The organism is Mucilaginibacter sediminis (genome assembly GCF_051903035.1).
Lineage (GTDB): Bacteria > Bacteroidota > Bacteroidia > Sphingobacteriales > Sphingobacteriaceae > Mucilaginibacter.
In genome coordinates, this window is sequence record NZ_CP170602.1 from 2,442,829 (window position 1) to 2,461,416 (window position 18,588).

The 18,588-nt window shown below is 43.4% G+C and carries 13 protein-coding genes; 6 read left to right on the top strand and 7 right to left on the bottom strand.

What is annotated here, in order from left to right; translation table 11 throughout:
• Positions 1 to 3 precede the first annotated feature (3 nt).
• The 4 genes from ACFGVS_RS09500 to ACFGVS_RS09515 all read right to left on the bottom strand — a co-directional run bounded on the left by ACFGVS_RS09500 (position 4) and on the right by ACFGVS_RS09515 (position 9,398).
• Positions 4 to 3,264, bottom strand: a complete 3,261-nt coding sequence (locus ACFGVS_RS09500) for an efflux RND transporter permease subunit (RefSeq protein WP_439698434.1) — start codon at positions 3,262 to 3,264, stop codon at positions 4 to 6.
• 6 nt (positions 3,265 to 3,270) lie between these two features.
• Positions 3,271 to 4,662 carry a TolC family protein gene (locus tag ACFGVS_RS09505; RefSeq protein ID WP_439698435.1) on the bottom strand — a complete coding sequence of 464 codons (1,392 nt, stop codon included), beginning with the start codon at positions 4,660 to 4,662 and terminating at the stop codon, positions 3,271 to 3,273.
• Between the two features lie 721 nt (positions 4,663 to 5,383).
• Positions 5,384 to 7,375: a prolyl oligopeptidase family serine peptidase gene (locus ACFGVS_RS09510; protein WP_439698436.1), complete on the bottom strand. Its 1,992-nt coding sequence runs from the start codon at positions 7,373 to 7,375 to the stop codon at positions 5,384 to 5,386.
• 55 nt (positions 7,376 to 7,430) lie between these two features.
• Positions 7,431 to 9,398 carry a prolyl oligopeptidase family serine peptidase gene (locus tag ACFGVS_RS09515; protein WP_439698437.1) on the bottom strand — a complete coding sequence of 656 codons (1,968 nt, stop codon included), beginning with the start codon at positions 9,396 to 9,398 and terminating at the stop codon, positions 7,431 to 7,433.
• Positions 9,399 to 9,686: 288 nt separating this feature from the next.
• Between ACFGVS_RS09515 and ACFGVS_RS09520 the strand changes: the two genes are divergently transcribed.
• Positions 9,687 to 11,102: a B12-binding domain-containing radical SAM protein gene (locus ACFGVS_RS09520; RefSeq protein ID WP_090646087.1), complete on the top strand. Its 1,416-nt coding sequence runs from the start codon at positions 9,687 to 9,689 to the stop codon at positions 11,100 to 11,102.
• A 64-nt stretch (positions 11,103 to 11,166) separates the two neighbouring features.
• Here the strand turns inward: ACFGVS_RS09520 and pyrF are convergent, their stop codons facing one another.
• Positions 11,167 to 11,997, bottom strand: a complete 831-nt coding sequence (gene pyrF, locus ACFGVS_RS09525; protein WP_439699240.1) for an orotidine-5'-phosphate decarboxylase — start codon at positions 11,995 to 11,997, stop codon at positions 11,167 to 11,169.
• Positions 11,998 to 12,350: 353 nt separating this feature from the next.
• Here pyrF and rho point away from each other — a divergent pair, with 353 nt between their 5' ends.
• From rho to purS, 3 genes are all read left to right on the top strand, one after another.
• Entirely contained in the window at positions 12,351 to 13,985 is a 1,635-nt protein-coding gene (gene rho, locus ACFGVS_RS09530; protein ID WP_090646078.1) for a transcription termination factor Rho, read from the top strand.
• A gap of 91 nt (positions 13,986 to 14,076) precedes the next feature.
• Positions 14,077 to 14,799 (top strand): CDP-diacylglycerol--serine O-phosphatidyltransferase, encoded by a 723-nt coding sequence (gene pssA / locus ACFGVS_RS09535; RefSeq protein WP_439698438.1) that lies wholly within the window; start codon positions 14,077 to 14,079, stop codon positions 14,797 to 14,799.
• Complete coding sequence (purS, locus tag ACFGVS_RS09540) at positions 14,780 to 15,034, top strand: phosphoribosylformylglycinamidine synthase subunit PurS (protein WP_274212660.1); 255 nt, start codon at positions 14,780 to 14,782, stop codon at positions 15,032 to 15,034. The genes pssA and purS overlap by 20 nt, the downstream gene beginning before the upstream one ends.
• 239 nt (positions 15,035 to 15,273) lie before the next feature.
• Here purS and ACFGVS_RS09545 read toward each other — a convergent pair whose 3' ends face one another.
• On the bottom strand, positions 15,274 to 15,651 hold the full coding sequence (locus ACFGVS_RS09545; protein WP_090646064.1) for an Hpt domain-containing protein: 378 nt from the start codon (positions 15,649 to 15,651) through the stop codon (positions 15,274 to 15,276).
• Positions 15,652 to 15,675: 24 nt separating this feature from the next.
• The gene (gene folK, locus ACFGVS_RS09550) at positions 15,676 to 16,155 is read right to left on the bottom strand and encodes a 2-amino-4-hydroxy-6-hydroxymethyldihydropteridine diphosphokinase (RefSeq protein ID WP_090646060.1); all 480 of its coding nucleotides are present in this window, start codon (positions 16,153 to 16,155) and stop codon (positions 15,676 to 15,678) included.
• Positions 16,156 to 16,242: 87 nt separating this feature from the next.
• Here folK and sppA point away from each other — a divergent pair, with 87 nt between their 5' ends.
• Together sppA and ACFGVS_RS09560 are read left to right on the top strand one after the other, a co-directional pair.
• On the top strand, positions 16,243 to 18,015 hold the full coding sequence (gene sppA / locus ACFGVS_RS09555) for a signal peptide peptidase SppA (protein ID WP_439698439.1): 1,773 nt from the start codon (positions 16,243 to 16,245) through the stop codon (positions 18,013 to 18,015).
• Positions 18,016 to 18,080: 65 nt separating this feature from the next.
• On the top strand, positions 18,081 to 18,569 hold the full coding sequence (locus ACFGVS_RS09560; protein ID WP_274212655.1) for a hypothetical protein: 489 nt from the start codon (positions 18,081 to 18,083) through the stop codon (positions 18,567 to 18,569).
• Positions 18,570 to 18,588 lie beyond the last annotated feature (19 nt).

Below are 18,588 nucleotides of genomic sequence, written 5' to 3' on the forward strand. Positions count from 1 at the left end.
ATTTTAAACTATGGAGGTTTCTGGTTCTGTTATTTTAGCTGATTGTTCGTCGGTTTCACCAGGCATTAGCGAAGGCGATAAAAAATCTGTTTTTTGCTGTACCCACGCAAATACCTGGGGCAAAATGAATAAGGCCGCAAGGGTTGATGCAAACAAACCACCAATAACCGCACGCCCTAAAGGTGCCGACTGCTCGCCTGCCTCGCCCATGCCCGAAGCCATAGGGATCATACCTGCTATCATGGCCAGGCTGGTCATCAGGATGGGCCGCAACCGGATAGATGCACTGGTTATAGCCGCTTTTTTAGCATCCTTATAATCAATCCGCAATTTTTCGGCATTCGTTACAATCAAAATGGCATTGGCCACGGATACCCCCGTCGACATGATCATCCCCATATATGATTGGAGGTTTAAGGTCGATCCTGTAAGCAGCAACATCAGCAACGATCCCAAAATAACGGCCGGCACTGTTGATAGTACGGCAAGCGATACTTTAAAAGACTGATAGTTGGCAGCCAACAATAAAAAGATAACTACAATGGCAAGCATTAGTCCGTTTTGTAAACTGCCCAATGTATCTGTTAACAGGGTCGACATTCCTCCCATGCTGGCAATCAACCCTTTTGGCGGTGCGCCTATCGAGTTCAGCGCTTTTTGCACATCTGTAGTGGCAGTACCCAAATCGGTTTTATAAATGTTGGCGCTGATAGTCAAAAACCGCCTGGGCCCGGCCCTGTCATACTCGCCAGGAACATAGGTTGTAGTAAATGTGGCTATATCGCTTAAAACCGGGCTGCTTTGCCCTTTTACCAGCGGCACCTCCTTAAGCTGATCCATCGTGTTCATAACATACTCGGGAATTTGCACCTGCACCTGGTAGGTATAGGCGCCTTTTTCATCAAGCCACAAGTTTTTATCAGTAAAACGGCTGGACGATGTACTTGCCGTAACCGAGCGGGCAATATCTTTAATATTCAACCCTAACTGAGCCGCTTTTAACCTATCCAAAGTGATCTTTATTACCGGGAACTTTAAAGGTTGCTCTATTTGTACGTCGCGCAAATAACTGATATTCTTTAGCTTGGTTACTACCTTATTGGCGTAACCTTCAATTTGCTGCATATCCTTACCGGCTACCTGTACTTCAATAGGCGATGAGGCCCCCTGGCTCATGATCTTTTCGGTCATATCTATCGGCTCAAAGGTTATTTGCAGTTCGGGGAGTTTATAATGGATGTTTTTGCGCAGCGCATCTTTTAGTTCATCCATATTCACCTTGTATTTTTCATCAAGGTTTACCTGTAATACGGCTTCCTGGGTACCTGTATTAAAAATATAAAGGTTACTGGTACCGTAGCTGCTGGGTATTAGCCCCACGTATCCTGATGTAATTTCTACACGGTTATTTACCGTTTGGTTGATAACCTGCAATACTTGTTTAAAAGCATCCTCGGTGCGTTCCAACCGGGTGCCGTCCGGCTCTTTAATCCTTATCTGAAACTGCCCGTTATTGATTTTTGGCATCATATCCTTACCAATAAAAACAAAGCATAACCCTGCTAAAATGATAACCACGCCTAAATAAACAGACACGATAAGCCGCTTTCGGGGCATAGAATTATTAAGGGCATTAATAAGCCAGAGCTTTACCTTTTCAAACAGGTCGTTGTTTTCGGGATGCTCCTGCTCGTTTTGCAGGTGTTTTTCGACTTGTTTTTCCTCCCTATCATCCAATGATTCGCCGGCATGGGCGTGTACTTCCCCGTGGTGATAGTGTTGATAGCGTTCGGCTTTAATAAGCCAGTTACTCAATATCGGCACACCTGTTTGGGCAAGTATGTACGATACGATCATGGTTAAACCTATTGACAAAGAAAGCGGTAAAAACATCGCTTTAGGCACGCCCGACATCATGAACGATGGCGCGAATACCGCCAGGATACACAACAATATCAGCAGCAGCGGGAACGAGATCTCTTCACAGGCATCATAAATTGCCTGCTTTTTGGATTTACCCATCTCCAGGTGCTGGTGGATATTTTCGATGGTTACCGTGGCCTGGTCTACAAGGATACCGATAGCCAGCGCCAGCCCGCTCAATGTCATGATGTTGATGGTTTGCCCAAACAGGCTCAATAATAACACTCCTATCAGTATAGAAACCGGGATGGTTATTACTACAATAAGGCTGCTTCGCCAATCGCGCAAAAACAGCAGTACCATTAAGCCTGTAAGCAGGGCACCCAGCCCACCCTCGGTCATCAAACTTTTAACCGCGTTAACCACAAATACCGACTGATCAAAGGCATAGCTCACCTTTACGTCATCCGGCAGCAGGCTTTGCATTTCGGGCAATTTACTTTTAAGGGTTTGTACTACCGTCCAGGTAGAAGCATCGGCTGTTTTTACTACAGGGATATAAACCGACCGCTTGCCGTTAATAAGCGCATAATCAACCGTAACATCGGCAGCATCAGCAACCCGGGCTACATCTTTTATAAATATGGGTACGCCGTTTTGCGTTTTTACGGGTATATCGCCAAAGTTATCCGGGCTTTTAATCAGCGAGTTCATGGTGGTTAAAAACATGGTGTTATTTAACCGGAGATTGCCCGACGGCGACATCACATTAAATTTAGATAATGCTTCAACCACCTCATCTGGCGTTAAATTGTAACTGCGCAGCTTATCGGGATCAACACTTACTGTAATTGACCGCGCGTTTGCACCAAATGGCGGCGGTGCCGAAAGCCCTGGTATAGTTGCAAACATGGGCCGTATTTTGGTAGCAGCCAGATCATAAATATCTTTTAAGCTACGTGTAGGGCTGGAGAAAACCAGCTGGCCAACGGGCAATGAGGAAGCATCAAACCGGATTACCTGCGGCGGCAATGCTCCCGGCGGAAAAAAAGCGGTTGCCCTGTTTACCTGCAAAGCCACCTGGGCCGATGCTTCGGCCATGTTGGTGGTTTCATAAAACGAGAGCTTGATGAGGGTTAAACCTTGGATGTTTTTACTGGTGATGCTTTTTATCCCGTTTACATACAGAAACTGATCTTGCAGGCGGGTGGAGAAAAAGCCCTCCATTTGCTGTGGCGACATGCCGCCGTACGATTCAATTACATATATGGTGGGCAGGTTTAACTGCGGGAAAATATCGATAGGTATTTTTATTGCACTAAGCACTGCAAAAAGCAAAAGGCTCATGGTGATAACCACCGTGGTAATAGGCCTTTTTAGTGCGGATGTGACCATTGACATATTTACTTATTTTAAAAGGTTTAAAACTGCGTTTACCTGGTTATCGGTAACTGCTTTTTGGAACAACGCGCTTGAATAACTGTATTTTGCCTGCGCGTAATCGGTTTCGGCACGGTAAAGGATATTGAGCGCCGCGTTTAATTCAATGATATCGGTAAGGCCGTTTTTATAAAGCGACAATTTTTGCCGGTATCCGTCATTAGCTGCCCTCAACTGGTGCGGAATTTCCTGTAGGCGCTGGCGGGCGGTTTCCAACTCCACATCGGCCTGGTTGGCGTTTACTGCAAGCAGTTGTTTTTGCTCCTGTAGCTTTTGAGCATTATAGCTGGTTTCGGCCTTTTGGGTGCGGAGTTTTAGCAGCCTGCGGCGCAGGTCGAACAAATTATAGCTAATACCCACACCCACAAGATAATTGTTGCGGTCGAAACCCCAACCGGTGGATAGGCTGTTAAAATGATCATTAGCATCAACGCTCGATCCCCTGCCCCACACGGCACCCTCTAACATAATTTTAGGATTATAGCTTTTTTTAACCAGATTTTCCCGCTGCAGGCTGTTTTGATACACCGATCTGTAATAGTTAATAAGCGGATGGTTAACGGTATCCTGATCAATTGACTGTAATGATGCAGGCTGATCTATCAACGCGGTTTCGGCGGCGGTATCTGGCACAATAGATTGATATGGTAAGCCACTAACTGCCGAAAGCTGTAATTGTACCTGTTTTACCTGGTTGGCCAGTTCGATGTAGTTTAACCTGGCTTTGGATAGTTCGGCTTCGGCAATGCTGGTATCTACCCCTGCCCTTACGCCGCTTTTGGCCAATGATTGTACAGATCGCCTAATCTCCACATTTCGCTGGATGTTTCGTGACTGGATATCCAAAAAGTTTTGCAACCTCATCAGCAGTAAATAATTGCCGATGGTATAAGCCTGTAGTTGATATTTTGAGTTGGCAAACTGGCTTTGTTGCACCCGGATATCGGAATTAGCCACCTTATTTTGGGCACCGTAAGCGCCAAAATTATATACTTCCCAATCCAGGGCAGCTACGCCTACATTGGCAGATACAGCGGTTGTATTGTTAGTAGTGCGTACGCCTCGTGAATCGGATGGAATGATGCCGAAGCCCAAATAAGGCCCCGCTACGTTATTATTTGTGCCAATATCGGCCTGGTAATTAAGCTTTAAATTAGGCAGCCAATTGCTGTGTGTTTCGGCTGCCTGCGCCTGGCGGATACCTATTGCCGCCGAATCTGTAATTAACGTTGGCGCATTGGCATTTACCTGGTTCAGCAGGGTTTTAAGGCCAATAGGTGTTATATTTTGTTGTGCAAAAGTATTCAGGCTGATGAGCAGGCCCGTCAGTATAAATACATTTCGTTTTATGAGTTGCATATAAGTTTCCTGGAATTTGATGTACCGGTACAATCGGGCCGTAAGAAAACCATGTAAAAACACTACGTGGCAAACCTGGTTAGTACCGGTAAATAATTTAAATAGATTTAAATGAATGCCTAAAGCAGGATAGCTTAGGCAAATGCCCCTAAACAGGCCATCACATCAAATGCGGAAGGAACAGAAAGAAAGGTATGAATACCGGCAATTACTAAACAGAACATGCGAAAGCCGTTGCCAATTGGACCGCATTTTCCAAATCTGCAGGGCAAAGAAAAGCAGGATAAAACTGCTTATAACAGCCTTCAGTAGGTCAATCACCGATTTTTTATCATTAATCACTACCTTATCTGTACGCTGAATAAAATTCCAATGCACAGCGTTCAACGCCAAATTATCGAGTTTTCTTTTAAAAATAGAATTGTGGCCAGAACCCAGCCGGCTGGCCTGTTGAGTAAGTTTGGGAAGCAAAAAAACATGCGAAACAGCTATAAAGACATAACAGGCCGCCACAAGCAGCACTTTTAAATCTTTAATTACACCATTTTTTTCACTCAACATCGTAAACGGTATTCTTTTGGATGCAAACATCTAAATAAAAAATATGTTTTTCTGCAAAAGTATTGTTGCAATTGGGTCGGCAAGAGCAATCTTCATCAATTCTACATAAACCGGGGTAATAAAATTAATCAAGTTATACCGGGGCTCCAAAAAATCTCCGTTAAGGGGCTGGGGAGCCTTTCAAATACTTATCATACCAATCAATATAACGCTGCAGTCTATCCACCTGGTAGCTTGGTATGGTGATACCGTGAAACTGGCCGGGGTAAAGCACCATTTGAGCAGGCACGCCCTGCGATTTAAGCGCCTGGTACATTTGCTCGGTGCCACCGGTTGGTACATTAAAATCCTTCAGTCCCGACATAAACTGCGTAGGCGTTTTAATTTTATCTGCATGGAAAAACGGATACGATAACTTGATATATTTTTCCGGGTTTTTCCAGGGTGCACCCAATTCATTGTCATATTGCACAACCCATTGGTCGCTGCCGTAAATGGCCAGTTGCATAGCGCTGCCCGCCCCGCTCGATGCAGCTTTAAAGCGCGGATCGGTTGCTATGGTGTAATCGGTCAAAATACCACCGTAGCTCCAACCACCTATACCTAACCGGTCACGGTCGGCTATGCCAAACTTCACCAGTTCGTCTACCGCGCCTAACAAATCCTGAACTTCTTTATTACCCCAATCGGCATAAATGGCTTTGGTATATTCCAGCCCGCGGCCTGTGCTGCCCCGGTAATTAACCGCGGCGACTGCATATCCTGCCGAAGCTAAAGTTTGACGGATCATATCAAACTCAAACTCGTCCTGGTCAGTAGGGCCGCCGTGGATGTACAGGATGAATGGCAGCTTTTTATTTACTACGCTATCGGGGGTATATAAAATTCCCGATACCAGCGTACCATCGGCACTAAAAGATTGAAAACCTTTTACGTGAGCCAGTTTTACCCCACTTAGCCACTTGTCCTGGTGAAAGGTGAGCCGCCTGATTTTTCCGTTTTCGATAGCAACAAGTTCATGAGGCATATAGGGAGTAGTCATTTTAGCAATCCACACGCCAGGCGCTGCGCCAATAACGTTTTCAAAACTGCACTCGGTGCCTTTATATACTGTAGTTGATTTGCGGAGCAACAAGTTGTATTGCGCCAAATACCTGATACGGTCGTTGCTAACCAGGTAACCAATATTTTTGCTATCGCGGCTCCACGCCACATTGCTTACAGGCCTGTCCAGTGCTTCGGTAAGTACCCGGTTATTTTTGCCGTCGGCATCCATCATGCACAACAAATCATGCTGGTAAATATAATAGTCGGCATCACTCGTCGATCGCAGGTAGGCAATGTGCTTACCATCCGGGCTCCAAAGCGGCTGAATATCGTGACCGGTAAAAGTAGTAAGCTGCTTAATCTCGCCATCATCTTTGGCCTCAACTGTAAAAATATCCGAATTTTCGTTCCTATCGGGATCATTCGTATGGTTGCTTACAAAAGCGATGTATTTGCCATCCGGGCTCCACACCGGCGATTGATCATCTCTGTTACCAGTAGTCAATGTATCCAGCTTTTTGCTTTCAATATCATACAGGTACAAATGCGTGTGCCGGTGCTGCAGGTACCCATCAATGTCCTGTTTAAAATGGTAGCGGTCAATCTTTATAGGCGGGATTGTTTTTTGTTCCTTACCATCATACTCAGGATCTTTAATTACCAGCGCCAGCTTTTTACTATCCGGCGACCATGCATAATCTTCCAGGCTGCCCTTTTTTAGGTCTGTTAGTTTATGCCCCTCACCTCCCCTGCGGTCCATCAGCCAAATCTGTCCGCCGTTTTTTGATTCGCGCGCTGATACAAATGACAAAAATTTACCATCCGGCGTCCATTTTGGTGAAGAAGCCGGTTCGGCACCATAAGTGAGTTGAATAGACTGCTTGCCGTCAACACTTTGCATCCACAAATGCGATACCCGGTTATCTTTTGCCGTATCCACGTCCGAAACGCTATAAGCCAGCCACCTACCATCGGGCGATAATTGCGGATCGGCAAGTGTGGGAATATTATTTACGTCAGACGGTTTTAAAGGGCGCTTTGCCGTTTGTGCCGCGACGCCTGTAAAAGCAAATATGGCGACAAACATTAGTACATTTTTATTCATAGCAATGGAACAAGAATCAATAGTTTTAGCAAATTACCCAATGTATAAATGACATTTACTTCTTCAAATACTTATCATACCAATCCACATACCGCTGCAGCCTGTCAACCTGGTAGCTTGGCTTGGTGATGCCATGGAACGAGTTTGGATAAAGTATTAACTCCGTAGGTATCCCTTGCGACCGCAGAGCCTGGTACATCTGTTCGCTGCCGATTGTTGGTACATTGAAGTCCTTCAAACCGGACATATATAATACAGGAGTTTTGATTTTATCAGCATGAAAAAATGGGTACGATAAGGCAATCCACTTATCGGCATTTTTCCAGGGCACACCAATTTCGTTTTCATATTGTAAAACATACTGATCGCTGCCATAAACTGCTAATTGCAAGGCACTGCCGGCGCCGCTGGCCGCAGCTTTAAAGCGGGTATCAGATGCGATGGTGTAATCGGTAAGGATACCGCCGTAGCTCCAGCCACCTATACCTAAATGGTCGGGATCGGCAATTCCCAATTTTTCCAGTTTGTCAACTGCGCCCAGCAGGTCTTTTACTTCTTTGTTGCCCCAATCGGCATAAATGGCTTTGCAATAATCAAGGCCACGGCCGTTACTTCCCCTATAATTTACACCGGCAACGGCATAACCCGCACAGGCCAAAACCTGGCGTACGGCATCAAAGGCATATTCATCCTGCCCAACAGGGCCGCCGTGTATAAATAAAATAAAAGGTAACTTTTTGGCATTACTATCGGGTGTTAAAACAATACCGTTAACCAAAGTACCATCTGCGCTGGCAGATTCAAAACCTTCTACATGGGCCAGTTTAACATTGGATAACCAGGCTTGCTGATGGAAGGTTAAGCGGCGCAGCTTGCCACCTTCCAACGCGAATAACTCAGCAGGAGTATAAGGATCGGTTTTTTGAACAACCCAATTGCCGCTTAGGTTGGTGTTTATATCTGTAATGCTGTAGGTGCCTTTATTAACCGTACTTATTTTACCATTGTTTACGTTCACACTGGCAACGTATCGCTCACGGTCGTCAACAACTAAAAAGGATATGTTTTTACTGTCTTTTGCCCATGCCAGGTCGGTAACCGGGCGGTCAAGTTGCTGCGTTAGTATCTTTTTATTGGAGCCAACCACATCCATGGTGCACAACATATTTTGATCGTACATCATATAATCGGCATCACTGGTAGAGCGCAAAAAAGCGATTAGTTTGCCGTCAGGGCTCCATTGTGGGTTTGTATCAGGGCCTTTCCACGAAGTAATCTGGAGCATGCTGGCATTCGGCCGGGCATCAATGGTAAAAATATCTGTGTTCTCATTTTTATCCGGGTCTGCACTGCGGTTGCTCACAAAGGCAATCGTTTTGCCATCCGGCGACCATACCGGCGAGCTTTCATCCTTATCTCCCTTGGTTAAGGTATCAAGCTTTTTTGCTGCAACATCAAACAGGTACAAATGCTTGTGCAGGTGCTGCAGGTAGCCTTCTATATCCTGTTTAAAATGATAACGGTCGATAACAATGGGTTTAGGCGTTTTGGGCTCTTCTTTACCTTTATTTTCAGGGTCGCCAATAACAATTGCCAGTTTTTTACCATCCGGCGACCAGGCATATTCGCCCACATCGCCTTTAATGTCTGTCAGCTTCACGCCTTCGCCTCCGCGCCTGTCCATCAGCCAAATCTGGCCGCCCTTTTTTGAATCGCGGGACGAAACAAACGACAAATACTTGCCATCCGGCGACCATCGCGGCACCGAAGCTGCTTCGTCGCCATGCGTTAACTCTATTGATTCCTTACCGTCCCAGCTTTGCATCCACAGGTGCGATACCCGCTTGTCCTTGGCCGTATCAACTTCAGATACGCTGTAGGCCACCCATTTGCCATCGGGCGAAAGCTGCGGGTCACTTACTGTAGGAATTTTATAAAAATCGGCTGGTTTAAATGGTTTTGTTTGAGCAGTAGCATACAACGCACAGGATAGCGCAAAAAGCGAGAGTAGTGTTTTTTTCATAGCGTCAACTTACGAGGCGGTAAGTTAGGAATTTTTGCGATAAGAAGAATCAAGACGCAAGGATCAAGGCAAGACAAACGTATCTAATTGGGTTAACATAACTTAACACATTTCAGATAAAATATTTGTAATTATTTAATAATCAATATATTATATTTTAACATGGTTAACACTAAATTGATGTATCGTGCAATTTAGGCTGCACACCAAATTTATAACACAGATTGTTTGTTTAATTAAATTCAATTCATTTACTTTGTACATCAAAGTACTTTTATTTCACTATCTATGAAAGTTAAAATGATCCTTCCAGCCTTAACCGAAGCCGAAAGTCCGTTTTGGAGGCCGATAAAATATTCCCTGTTTCCTCCTTTAGGTTTGGCCACGCTGGCTGCATACCTATCCCCCGATGATGAAATAGATTTGCAGGATCAACATGTAGAGAAACTTAATTTAGATGATAACCCCGACCTGGTGGTTATACAGGTGTATATCACCAATGCTTACCGCGCCTACAAAATTGCCGACCATTACCGCGCAAAAGGAGCCTACGTTATTCTTGGCGGCCTGCACGTTACCTCGCTGCCGTTTGAAGCCGCACCGCATGCCGACAGTATTTTTACAGGACCGGGAGAAGATACATTCCCCAAGTTTTTGTTAGATTTTAAAAATCGCTGTCCTCAAAAAATATATAATTCAACCATCCGCACCTTAGAAAAGGTTCCGCCCATCCGCCGGGACCTCATCAAAAGGCACTTGTACCTTGTACCCAACTCCATTGTAGTTACCAGGGGCTGCCCGCATCATTGCAGCTTTTGTTATAAGGATGCTTTTTTTGAAGGAGGCCGTACTTTTTATACCCAGGAGGTTGACGATGCCCTTGCCGAAATTGACCGGCTACCGGGCAGGCATTTATATTTTTTAGACGATCACTTATTAGGAAACACCAAGTTTTCGGGAGCCCTTTTTGAGGGGATGAAGGGCATGAACCGCGTTTTCCAGGGGGCCGCAACTGTAGATTCGATATTAAGGGGAAACCTTGTTGAAAAGGCTGCCGAAGCCGGGTTAAGGAGTTTATTTGTAGGTTTCGAAACATTTTCGCCGCAAAACCTTAAACAAAGTAATAAAAAGCAAAACCTCGAAAAAGATTATGTAAAAGCCGTAAACAGGCTCCACAGCCTTGGCATCATGATAAATGGCAGTTTTGTTTTTGGGTTGGATGATGATGACAAAGATGTTTTCAAGCGAACGGTTGATTGGGGCGTAAAACATTCTATTACTACATCAACCTATCATGTGTTAACCCCTTACCCGGGTACCGAATTGTTTAAAAGCATGGAAAGACAGGGAAGGATAATTACCAAAAACTGGGATTTGTATGATACCAGAAAAGTGGTTTACCAAACTATTGGGCTAAGCGCGCAAGAGCTGGAAGATGGCTATTGGTGGGCCTATAAAGAATTTTATAAGTGGAATAACATCTTCAAGGCCAGCATTCGGCACCAATCGCATACGCACAAGCTCAAACACTTTTTTTATGCCGGCGGCTGGAAAAAATTTGAACCGGTGTGGAATTTCCTCATCAAAACAAAACACCTCAACAATACGCTGCCGGCCCTCGAAACCGTGTTATCAAAAATCAACTTCGGCAATAAACATGAAAAAGAAGCCGAACCAATGCCCTTTTATTTACCCGAAGCTTAACCTGATCAACCACTAACCATTCACTTAAAAATCTTGCTACTTGATACTAACTACTTGATACTATCTAAATAACTCCCGCCTTCTCCAATTCCACCTCCATTTGCTGCTGCATGCGTAATGCTTCGGCGCGGGCGGCTTCGGCAAAGTTTTCATCGTTGCCCGCATAGATGATGGAGCGGGACGCATTTACAATCAGGCCGCAATCTTTGGTAATGCCGTATTTGCAAACTTCTTCCAGGCTGCCCCCTTGTGCACCTACGCCTGGTACCAGCAGGAAGTTATCTGGCGCGTATTTGCGAATGTTGGTAAATTCGGTGCTTTTGGTGGCACCTACCACATACATGATCCTATCAGCCCCTGCCCAGGTATTGGCTTTTTGGATTACGGTTTCGTACAAATAACCGTCGCCGGTTTCCAGGTACTGAAAATCCTTACTGCCTACCGATGATGTGAGCGCCAGGATAATAATCCATTTGCCATCATATTTAAGGTATGGCGTAACGCTGTCATTACCCATATAAGGGGTGATGGTGATAGCATCGAAGCTCATACCCGATGCTTCTTCATTAAAAAAGGCCGTGGCGTATTTATCAGATGTGTTACCGATATCGCCCCTTTTAGCATCTATTATATTTAAGGTATCTGTTGGCAGGTATTTCCAGGTATCTATCAGGCTTTGCAGGCCTTTTATACCCCGCGCCTCGTAAAAAGCGGCATTGGGTTTGTAGGATATGCAAAGGTCTTTAGTGGCGTCAATAATGCGTTTATTAAACTCAAGGATGGGATCGGGATATTCCTTTAAAAATTCGGGTATCTTATCAATGTCGGTATCAAGGCCTACACATAAAAAGGATTTTTTTTGCTTGATCTGGTCTATTAGCTGCCTGCGCGATATCATAGGGAGGGGTTAAATATTCGGATGGCAAAAAAACTAAAAATTTAGCTTAAACGTTATACCAGTGGAGATATTTATTTAATTAATTTGATATTAAGAAATAATTGTTTACAATTGCATCGTTTTCCTTTGAATTTTTTCTTGCACCAAAGAAACAATTTAAAACCCCACAATATTTATTAACTAATGTTTTGAGTGGGTTTGGATGTTTATTTAATCAATGCTTCAAGATCAATTTCTTACTATAACACCCCGTGTGTAACAACGTATAAGCCAAAATGCACATGGAAGTTTTATAACCATTTGAAAACTATTTACGATATTAAAAATCCCTTTGAACTATAATTCATATCATGTCTGATAAAATCGAATTGAACGACAAACTCGTTTCAGAGTTGCGCGAAATTGCAAAAAATTTAGGTATTGCTGAGGCCGACGAACTACGTAAAGCTCAGCTAATTGCACGTATTATTGAACAACAACAATTAATTGAGGCCGCAAGGGTACAACAGAACATTGTTGAACAAAATTATGCACCAATTACAGCCGAGCCTGTAGCCGAAGAAGCCGGTGAAAAAACACGCAAACGTACCCGCGTGTTAAAACCAAAAACGCAGCCCCGTGTTGAAGTGCCTTTGGACGATACCAACCTGTTTGACCAGGAAGAGGACGATCAAAACAACGCAGATGCTGTTAATGATACAACCCTGCCGGCGCCCGTAACAGGCGAAACCCCTGATAACCAACCCGGAGAATCGGCACCAAAACCCGAAGCCGTTGTGGCCGAAGGCCGCCCGCAAAAATTTGACAGGCGCCAGCCAAATGGCAACCCTAACCAGCAAAAAGCCCAGGAGCCACCAATAAACCTTGATTTTGACAATGTTATTGTAAACGAAGGTGTATTGGAAATTATGCCCGATGGTTATGGCTTTTTAAGATCGTCTGATTATAACTACCTTACTTCTCCCGATGATATTTACGTATCACAATCGCAAATAAAACTTTTCGGCTTAAAAACAGGTGATACCGTTCGCGGTAGCATCCGTCCACCAAAAGAAGGCGAAAAATACTTTCCTTTGGTACGTGTTGAAGCTATTAACGGCCGTATACCTGCCGAAGTTCGTGACCGCGTTCCTTTTGATCACTTAACACCGCTTTTCCCATCCGAGAAACTGAGTTTGTTTACCGATCCGGGTAATTATTCAACCCGTATTATGGATTTGTTCTCGCCTATCGGTAAAGGTCAGCGTGGGTTAATCGTGGCGCAGCCTAAAACAGGTAAAACCATGTTATTAAAGGATGTGGCCAATGCTATTGCCCGTAACCACCCCGAAGTTTACCTGATTATTTTACTGATTGACGAGCGCCCCGAAGAGGTAACCGATATGGCCCGCAGCGTACGCGCCGAGGTGGTATCATCAACATTTGATGAGCCTGCCGAGCGCCACGTGAAAATTGCCAATATTGTTTTGGAGAAAGCAAAGCGTATGGTAGAATGTGGTCATGATGTGGTAATCCTTTTAGATTCAATTACCCGCCTGGCCCGTGCTTATAACACTGTAGCACCGGCATCCGGTAAAATACTATCGGGTGGTGTTGATGCCAACGCATTACACAAACCAAAACGCTTTTTTGGCGCGGCCCGTAATATTGAAGATGGCGGTTCATTAACCATCATCGCTACTGCGCTTACAGAAACCGGATCAAAAATGGATGAGGTTATTTTTGAAGAGTTTAAAGGTACCGGTAACATGGAGTTACAGTTGGATCGTAAACTTTCAAACAAACGTATTTTCCCTGCTATCGACATCACTGCATCAAGTACCCGCCGCGACGATCTGTTGCTTGATCGCGAAACACTGCAACGCATCTGGATATTGCGTAACCACCTGGCCGACATGAACTCGCAAGAATCAATGGAGTTTTTACAGGCACAAATAAGGGGTACCAAAACAAACGAAGAATTCCTGATTTCGATGAATTCGTAATATTTTAGTGGTAATGAAGTTATATTTAATGTAAATATTATTTGTAACTTCATTATTACTTAATAAAATCCTGATAACTTCGTAACACAAAATGAAGAGACGCGTTAGAAAACACCTGCCCAATACCATAACCTGCGCCAACCTGTTTAGCGGCTGTATAGGGATAGTGTTTGCCTTTCAGGGTAATTTATTAATTGCTTCCTACGCTATTTTTCTTGCCGCCATTTTTGATTTTTTTGATGGCTTTGCATCCAGGGTACTTAACTCCTACTCGTTTATAGGTAAAGATCTGGATTCGTTGGCCGATATGGTAAGCTTTGGCTTTTTGCCGTCGGCTATATTGTATGAGCTGTTTTTAAAGGCTCCGCAAATTAATCACGTAAGCGACTATTTGTGTTACGTTGCGTTTTTAATAACTGTGTTTTCGGCTTTGCGCCTGGCCAAATTCAATAATGATACCCGTCAATCAGATAGCTTTATTGGTTTGCCAACACCTGCCAATGCTATATTTATAGCATCGCTGCCATTAATTATTGAACAGTACGAGGTTTTGGCCCGTTTTATCCTAAATCCGTATACGTTAACTGTACTGATAGTTATCATGTGTACCCTGCTGGTGTCCGAATTGCCGCTGATGTCGCTTAAATTCAAGAACCGCGACTTCAATAAAAACATTTTCCGTTATTTACTGCTCATGTTTTCGGCAATACTGATTCTATTTTTTAAATTTGTGGCAGTTCCGGTGGTTATATTTATGTACATCACCTTATCTTTAATTCAAACTAAAATAACTAATGACAAAGTTCCAGGCTGAAATTGACGTAATGCCCAAAAAAGAAATTCTTGACCCGCAAGGAAAAGCAGTAACAGGAAGCATGAAAAACCTCGGTTTAGCCGAAATTCAAAACGTACGTATTGGCAAGCATATCACCCTTGAACTTGAAGCCGACAGCGCCGAAACAGCACACAACAAAGTAGACGAAGCCTGCAAAAACTTATTGGCCAACCTTATTATGGAAAGCTATACTTTTAAGGTAGTAGAAGTTTAGTTTTTGACGGAAAAGGTGAAAGGAAAAAGGTTAAAGGCGAAAGGTTTTAACAACTCTATAAAAGGCGAAAGGCTTTAACACTCTAAAATATAAAAAGAGGCTATCTCACAGAGAGGTAGCCTCTTTTTTTGTTCAATTTATAAGGACATAGAATGCAAAGAGGCCACCCTTTTAAGGATGGCCCCTTTTATATTTTAAGCAAAAAACCTTTTACCTTTCGCCTTTAACCTTTTACCTCCTTAAAGACTGGCTTCTTTTTCGGCTTTAATTTGCTGCAGGGTAATCAAATTAGCATTAACAGTTGCTTTTACCTGGTTAAATTTGGCAAAAATTTCTGCCGGGTTTTGGCCGCCTGCTTTACAAGCCAATTCAACTTCCTGGATAGTAGCCTGGCTTATCGGCATACCAAAAAAGCCAAGATTGGGTTTCAATTTATGCGATGCTTTACCGGCTTCAGCCCAGTCGCCCGATTCAAGGGCAACAGTTATCATACCCAATAATTGAGGTGTTTGCTCCAGAAACATACCAATTGATTCCACAATAAATTCATCGCTGCCATCGGCAATTTCATATAGGAAAGAAAGATCAAAGTCTTGTTCGGGTGAAATATCTGACATATAAAGATTTATGAATATTCAAAATTATACTTTTTTTACGACCAAGTCATCAATAAGTTCATTTTTTAGCTGCAAAATATTTTTTTTTATTAGGGGGTGTTCAAATTCAGGCACCAGTTCGGCCAAAGGCGCTAAGGTAAACCTCCGTTTATGCATTTCAGGGTGCGGTATTTTCAAATCGGGCTCATCAATAATGGCATCGCCGTAAAACAAAATATCAATATCAATCGTCCGCGAGCCCCATTTTTCTTCGCGCCTGCGTCCCATTAACAGCTCAATTGCCAATATTTTCCCGAGCACTTCCCGCGCTGTTAAATCAGTTTGCAGCAGCAGCACCTGGTTCAAATAATCGGGAGCATCTGTTTTGCCCCATGATTGTGTTTCATAAACTGATGAAGCCTGTAATACCGGCGCTACAGCAGCTTCAATGCGCTCAATTGCCTCATTCAGCAGCAATTTTCTATTGCCAAGGTTGCTGCCCAAAAGTAAAAAAACATCAATCATGTTGTAACAAATATTATAGAACAGGCTCTTACCACTATACGGTATTGAATTACTAAGTTTGCATAGTTAAACAGATTTATAACATTAATGAAACAATTCTTCAAATTCGTTTTTGCCACCATGCTGGGGGTAGTATTAACAACAGTGGTACTGGCTTTTGTGATTGTAGGTATAATAGTTGCCGCCAGCAGCGAAAAAGAGGTAGAAGTTGAACCCAACTCGGTATTGCACATGGCGTTTACCACACCAATAACCGAGCGTACACCAAATAACCCGCTTGCCGGGTTAAGCTTTTTGGGATTAAACAGCGATAAATCAACCGGCTTAAATGATATTTTGGCCAACATTAAAAAAGCAAAAACCGACCCCAACATCAAAGGTATCTTTTTAGACGAAAGCTATATGACATCGGGCCAGGCCACCACCGAAGAAATCCGTAACGCGTTAATCAACTTTAAAAAATCGGGTAAGTTTGTTATTGCCTATTCAGAAATTTACACCCAGGGCTTTTACTACCTGGCATCGGTTGCCGATAAAGTATACATGAACCCCAAAGGCATTTTTGAATTTACCGGTTTTAGCCAACAGATCACTTTCCTGAAAGGCGCGCTTGATAAATTGGGTATCGATGTACAAATTATTAAAGTAGGCACCTACAAAAGCGCGGTTGAGCCGTTATTCCTCACCAAAATGAGCGAACCAAACCGTTTGCAGGTTACCTCCTATTTGGGATCGTTATACAATCATTTTTTAACAGGCATCAGCACAAGCCGTGGCATTAATAAAGATTCGTTGTTTAATTATGCAAATAATGGCCGCATTCAATTCCCCGAAGACGCATTGAAACTGAAGCTGATAGATGGTTTAAAATATAAGGACGAGCTTTTAGATGAACTTAGGCAGCGTACAGGCAAAGGCAAAAAAGAAGATATTGCCAGCGTTGATCTTGACGAATATACCAAAAGCAAAACCGACGATAACACAGATGACGATAATTCGTCAAAAAACCGCATAGCTATTGTTTATGCCAGCGGCGACATTACCGGCGGCCAGGGCGATGATAACAGCATCGGATCTGAAAGAATTTCAAAAGCAATCCGTAAAGTACGTTTAGATAATAAAGTAAAGGCTGTTGTATTACGCGTTAACTCGCCCGGCGGCAGCTCGTTAGCATCTGATGTGATATGGCGCGAAGTTGCGCTTACCAAAAAAGTAAAACCTATTATTGTTTCGATGGGCGACTATGCCGCCTCGGGTGGCTACTATATCAGTTGCGCCGCCGATTCGATATTTGCCGAACCTAATACCATAACCGGCTCAATTGGTATTTTTGCCGTGTTGCCTAACATGCAAAAGCTGTTTAATGACAAGCTGGGCGTTACTTTTGACGGTGTAAAAACCGGAAAATATGCTGACCTGGGCGACGTGAGCCGGCCATTAACTCCAGAAGAAAGGGCAATACTGCAAAACAACGTGAACCATGGTTATGACGATTTTACCAAAGCAGTAGCGGCAGGCCGCGGCAAAACACAAGCCTACATCAACAGCATTGGGCAGGGCCGCGTTTGGACCGGTGCGCAAGCCATAAAAATTGGATTGGTTGACCGCTTAGGCAATATTAACGATGCTATTGCTTCGGCTGCTAAAAAGGCCAAACTTAAAAACTATAACCTGGTAAGCTACCCCGAGCAAAAAAGCTTTTTTAAACAGCTGGATAGTGATGTAACCGGCCAGATGAAAACTAAAATGCTAAAATCAGAATTAGGTGATAATTACCGCGTGTACGAACAATTAAAAGGCCTTACCCAAATAATGCGCAGCCCACAGGCCAGGTTGCCTTATGAAATTGTGATCAAGTAAGTTTTATGTTATATTTTGAAAGAAGAGCTGCCCGAAAGGGTGGCTTTTTTTATTAATTTTATTGGATGTTAGCCTTTTTCAACAAAAAATCTATCAATAACAATCACGTAAAGCGCGTTTCGTTATATATTTCTGAACAGGAGAAAAAAATTATTATTGCGCCACTGTATAAAAACAACGCGGGAATTTACTACGAACAGGAAAAATGTTCTGTATTGAAGTTCCCAACTGATGCAACGATTTTAGGAGACGAAGTGATAAAGAACTTCCATCTTTTTAAGGTACAAGACAAAAATCTTCGCGACCAAAAACTTAAGGAATGGCCTGCTTTTATTCACAGCAAGCTAAAAACGGTTAAAGCCTTTGAAACGCTCTATTTTAAAATAGGGATCGATGGCATAAACGCCGGTAATCTTTTCATAAATATTGAGGGTGAAACAATTGCAGATAACGATATTATCATTAAGTCTTCCCTACCAGCAACTACAGATACCAAAGCTATTGGCGAACGGATTATCAGGATTTATAAATCGTGTATCACCGGGATAATATAAATGACCTAATTGAACAAAA

Bases quoted from the DNA above. Each gene is read 5' to 3' on its own strand.
- ACFGVS_RS09560 (WP_274212655.1), top strand. From the start codon at position 18,081: ATGTTAGCCTTTTTCAACAAAAAATCTATCAATAACAATCACGTAAAG.
- ACFGVS_RS09500 (WP_439698434.1), bottom strand. From the start codon at position 3,264: ATGTCAATGGTCACATCCGCACTAAAAAGGCCTATTACCACGGTGGTT.
- sppA (WP_439698439.1), top strand. From the start codon at position 16,243: ATGAAACAATTCTTCAAATTCGTTTTTGCCACCATGCTGGGGGTAGTA.
- rho (WP_090646078.1), top strand. From the start codon at position 12,351: ATGTCTGATAAAATCGAATTGAACGACAAACTCGTTTCAGAGTTGCGC.
- ACFGVS_RS09520 (WP_090646087.1), top strand. From the start codon at position 9,687: ATGAAAGTTAAAATGATCCTTCCAGCCTTAACCGAAGCCGAAAGTCCG.
- ACFGVS_RS09505 (WP_439698435.1), bottom strand. From the start codon at position 4,662: ATGCAACTCATAAAACGAAATGTATTTATACTGACGGGCCTGCTCATC.
- folK (WP_090646060.1), bottom strand. From the start codon at position 16,155: ATGATTGATGTTTTTTTACTTTTGGGCAGCAACCTTGGCAATAGAAAA.
- purS (WP_274212660.1), top strand. From the start codon at position 14,780: ATGACAAAGTTCCAGGCTGAAATTGACGTAATGCCCAAAAAAGAAATT.
- ACFGVS_RS09545 (WP_090646064.1), bottom strand. From the start codon at position 15,651: ATGTCAGATATTTCACCCGAACAAGACTTTGATCTTTCTTTCCTATAT.
- ACFGVS_RS09515 (WP_439698437.1), bottom strand. From the start codon at position 9,398: ATGAAAAAAACACTACTCTCGCTTTTTGCGCTATCCTGTGCGTTGTAT.
- ACFGVS_RS09510 (WP_439698436.1), bottom strand. From the start codon at position 7,375: ATGAATAAAAATGTACTAATGTTTGTCGCCATATTTGCTTTTACAGGC.
- pssA (WP_439698438.1), top strand. From the start codon at position 14,077: ATGAAGAGACGCGTTAGAAAACACCTGCCCAATACCATAACCTGCGCC.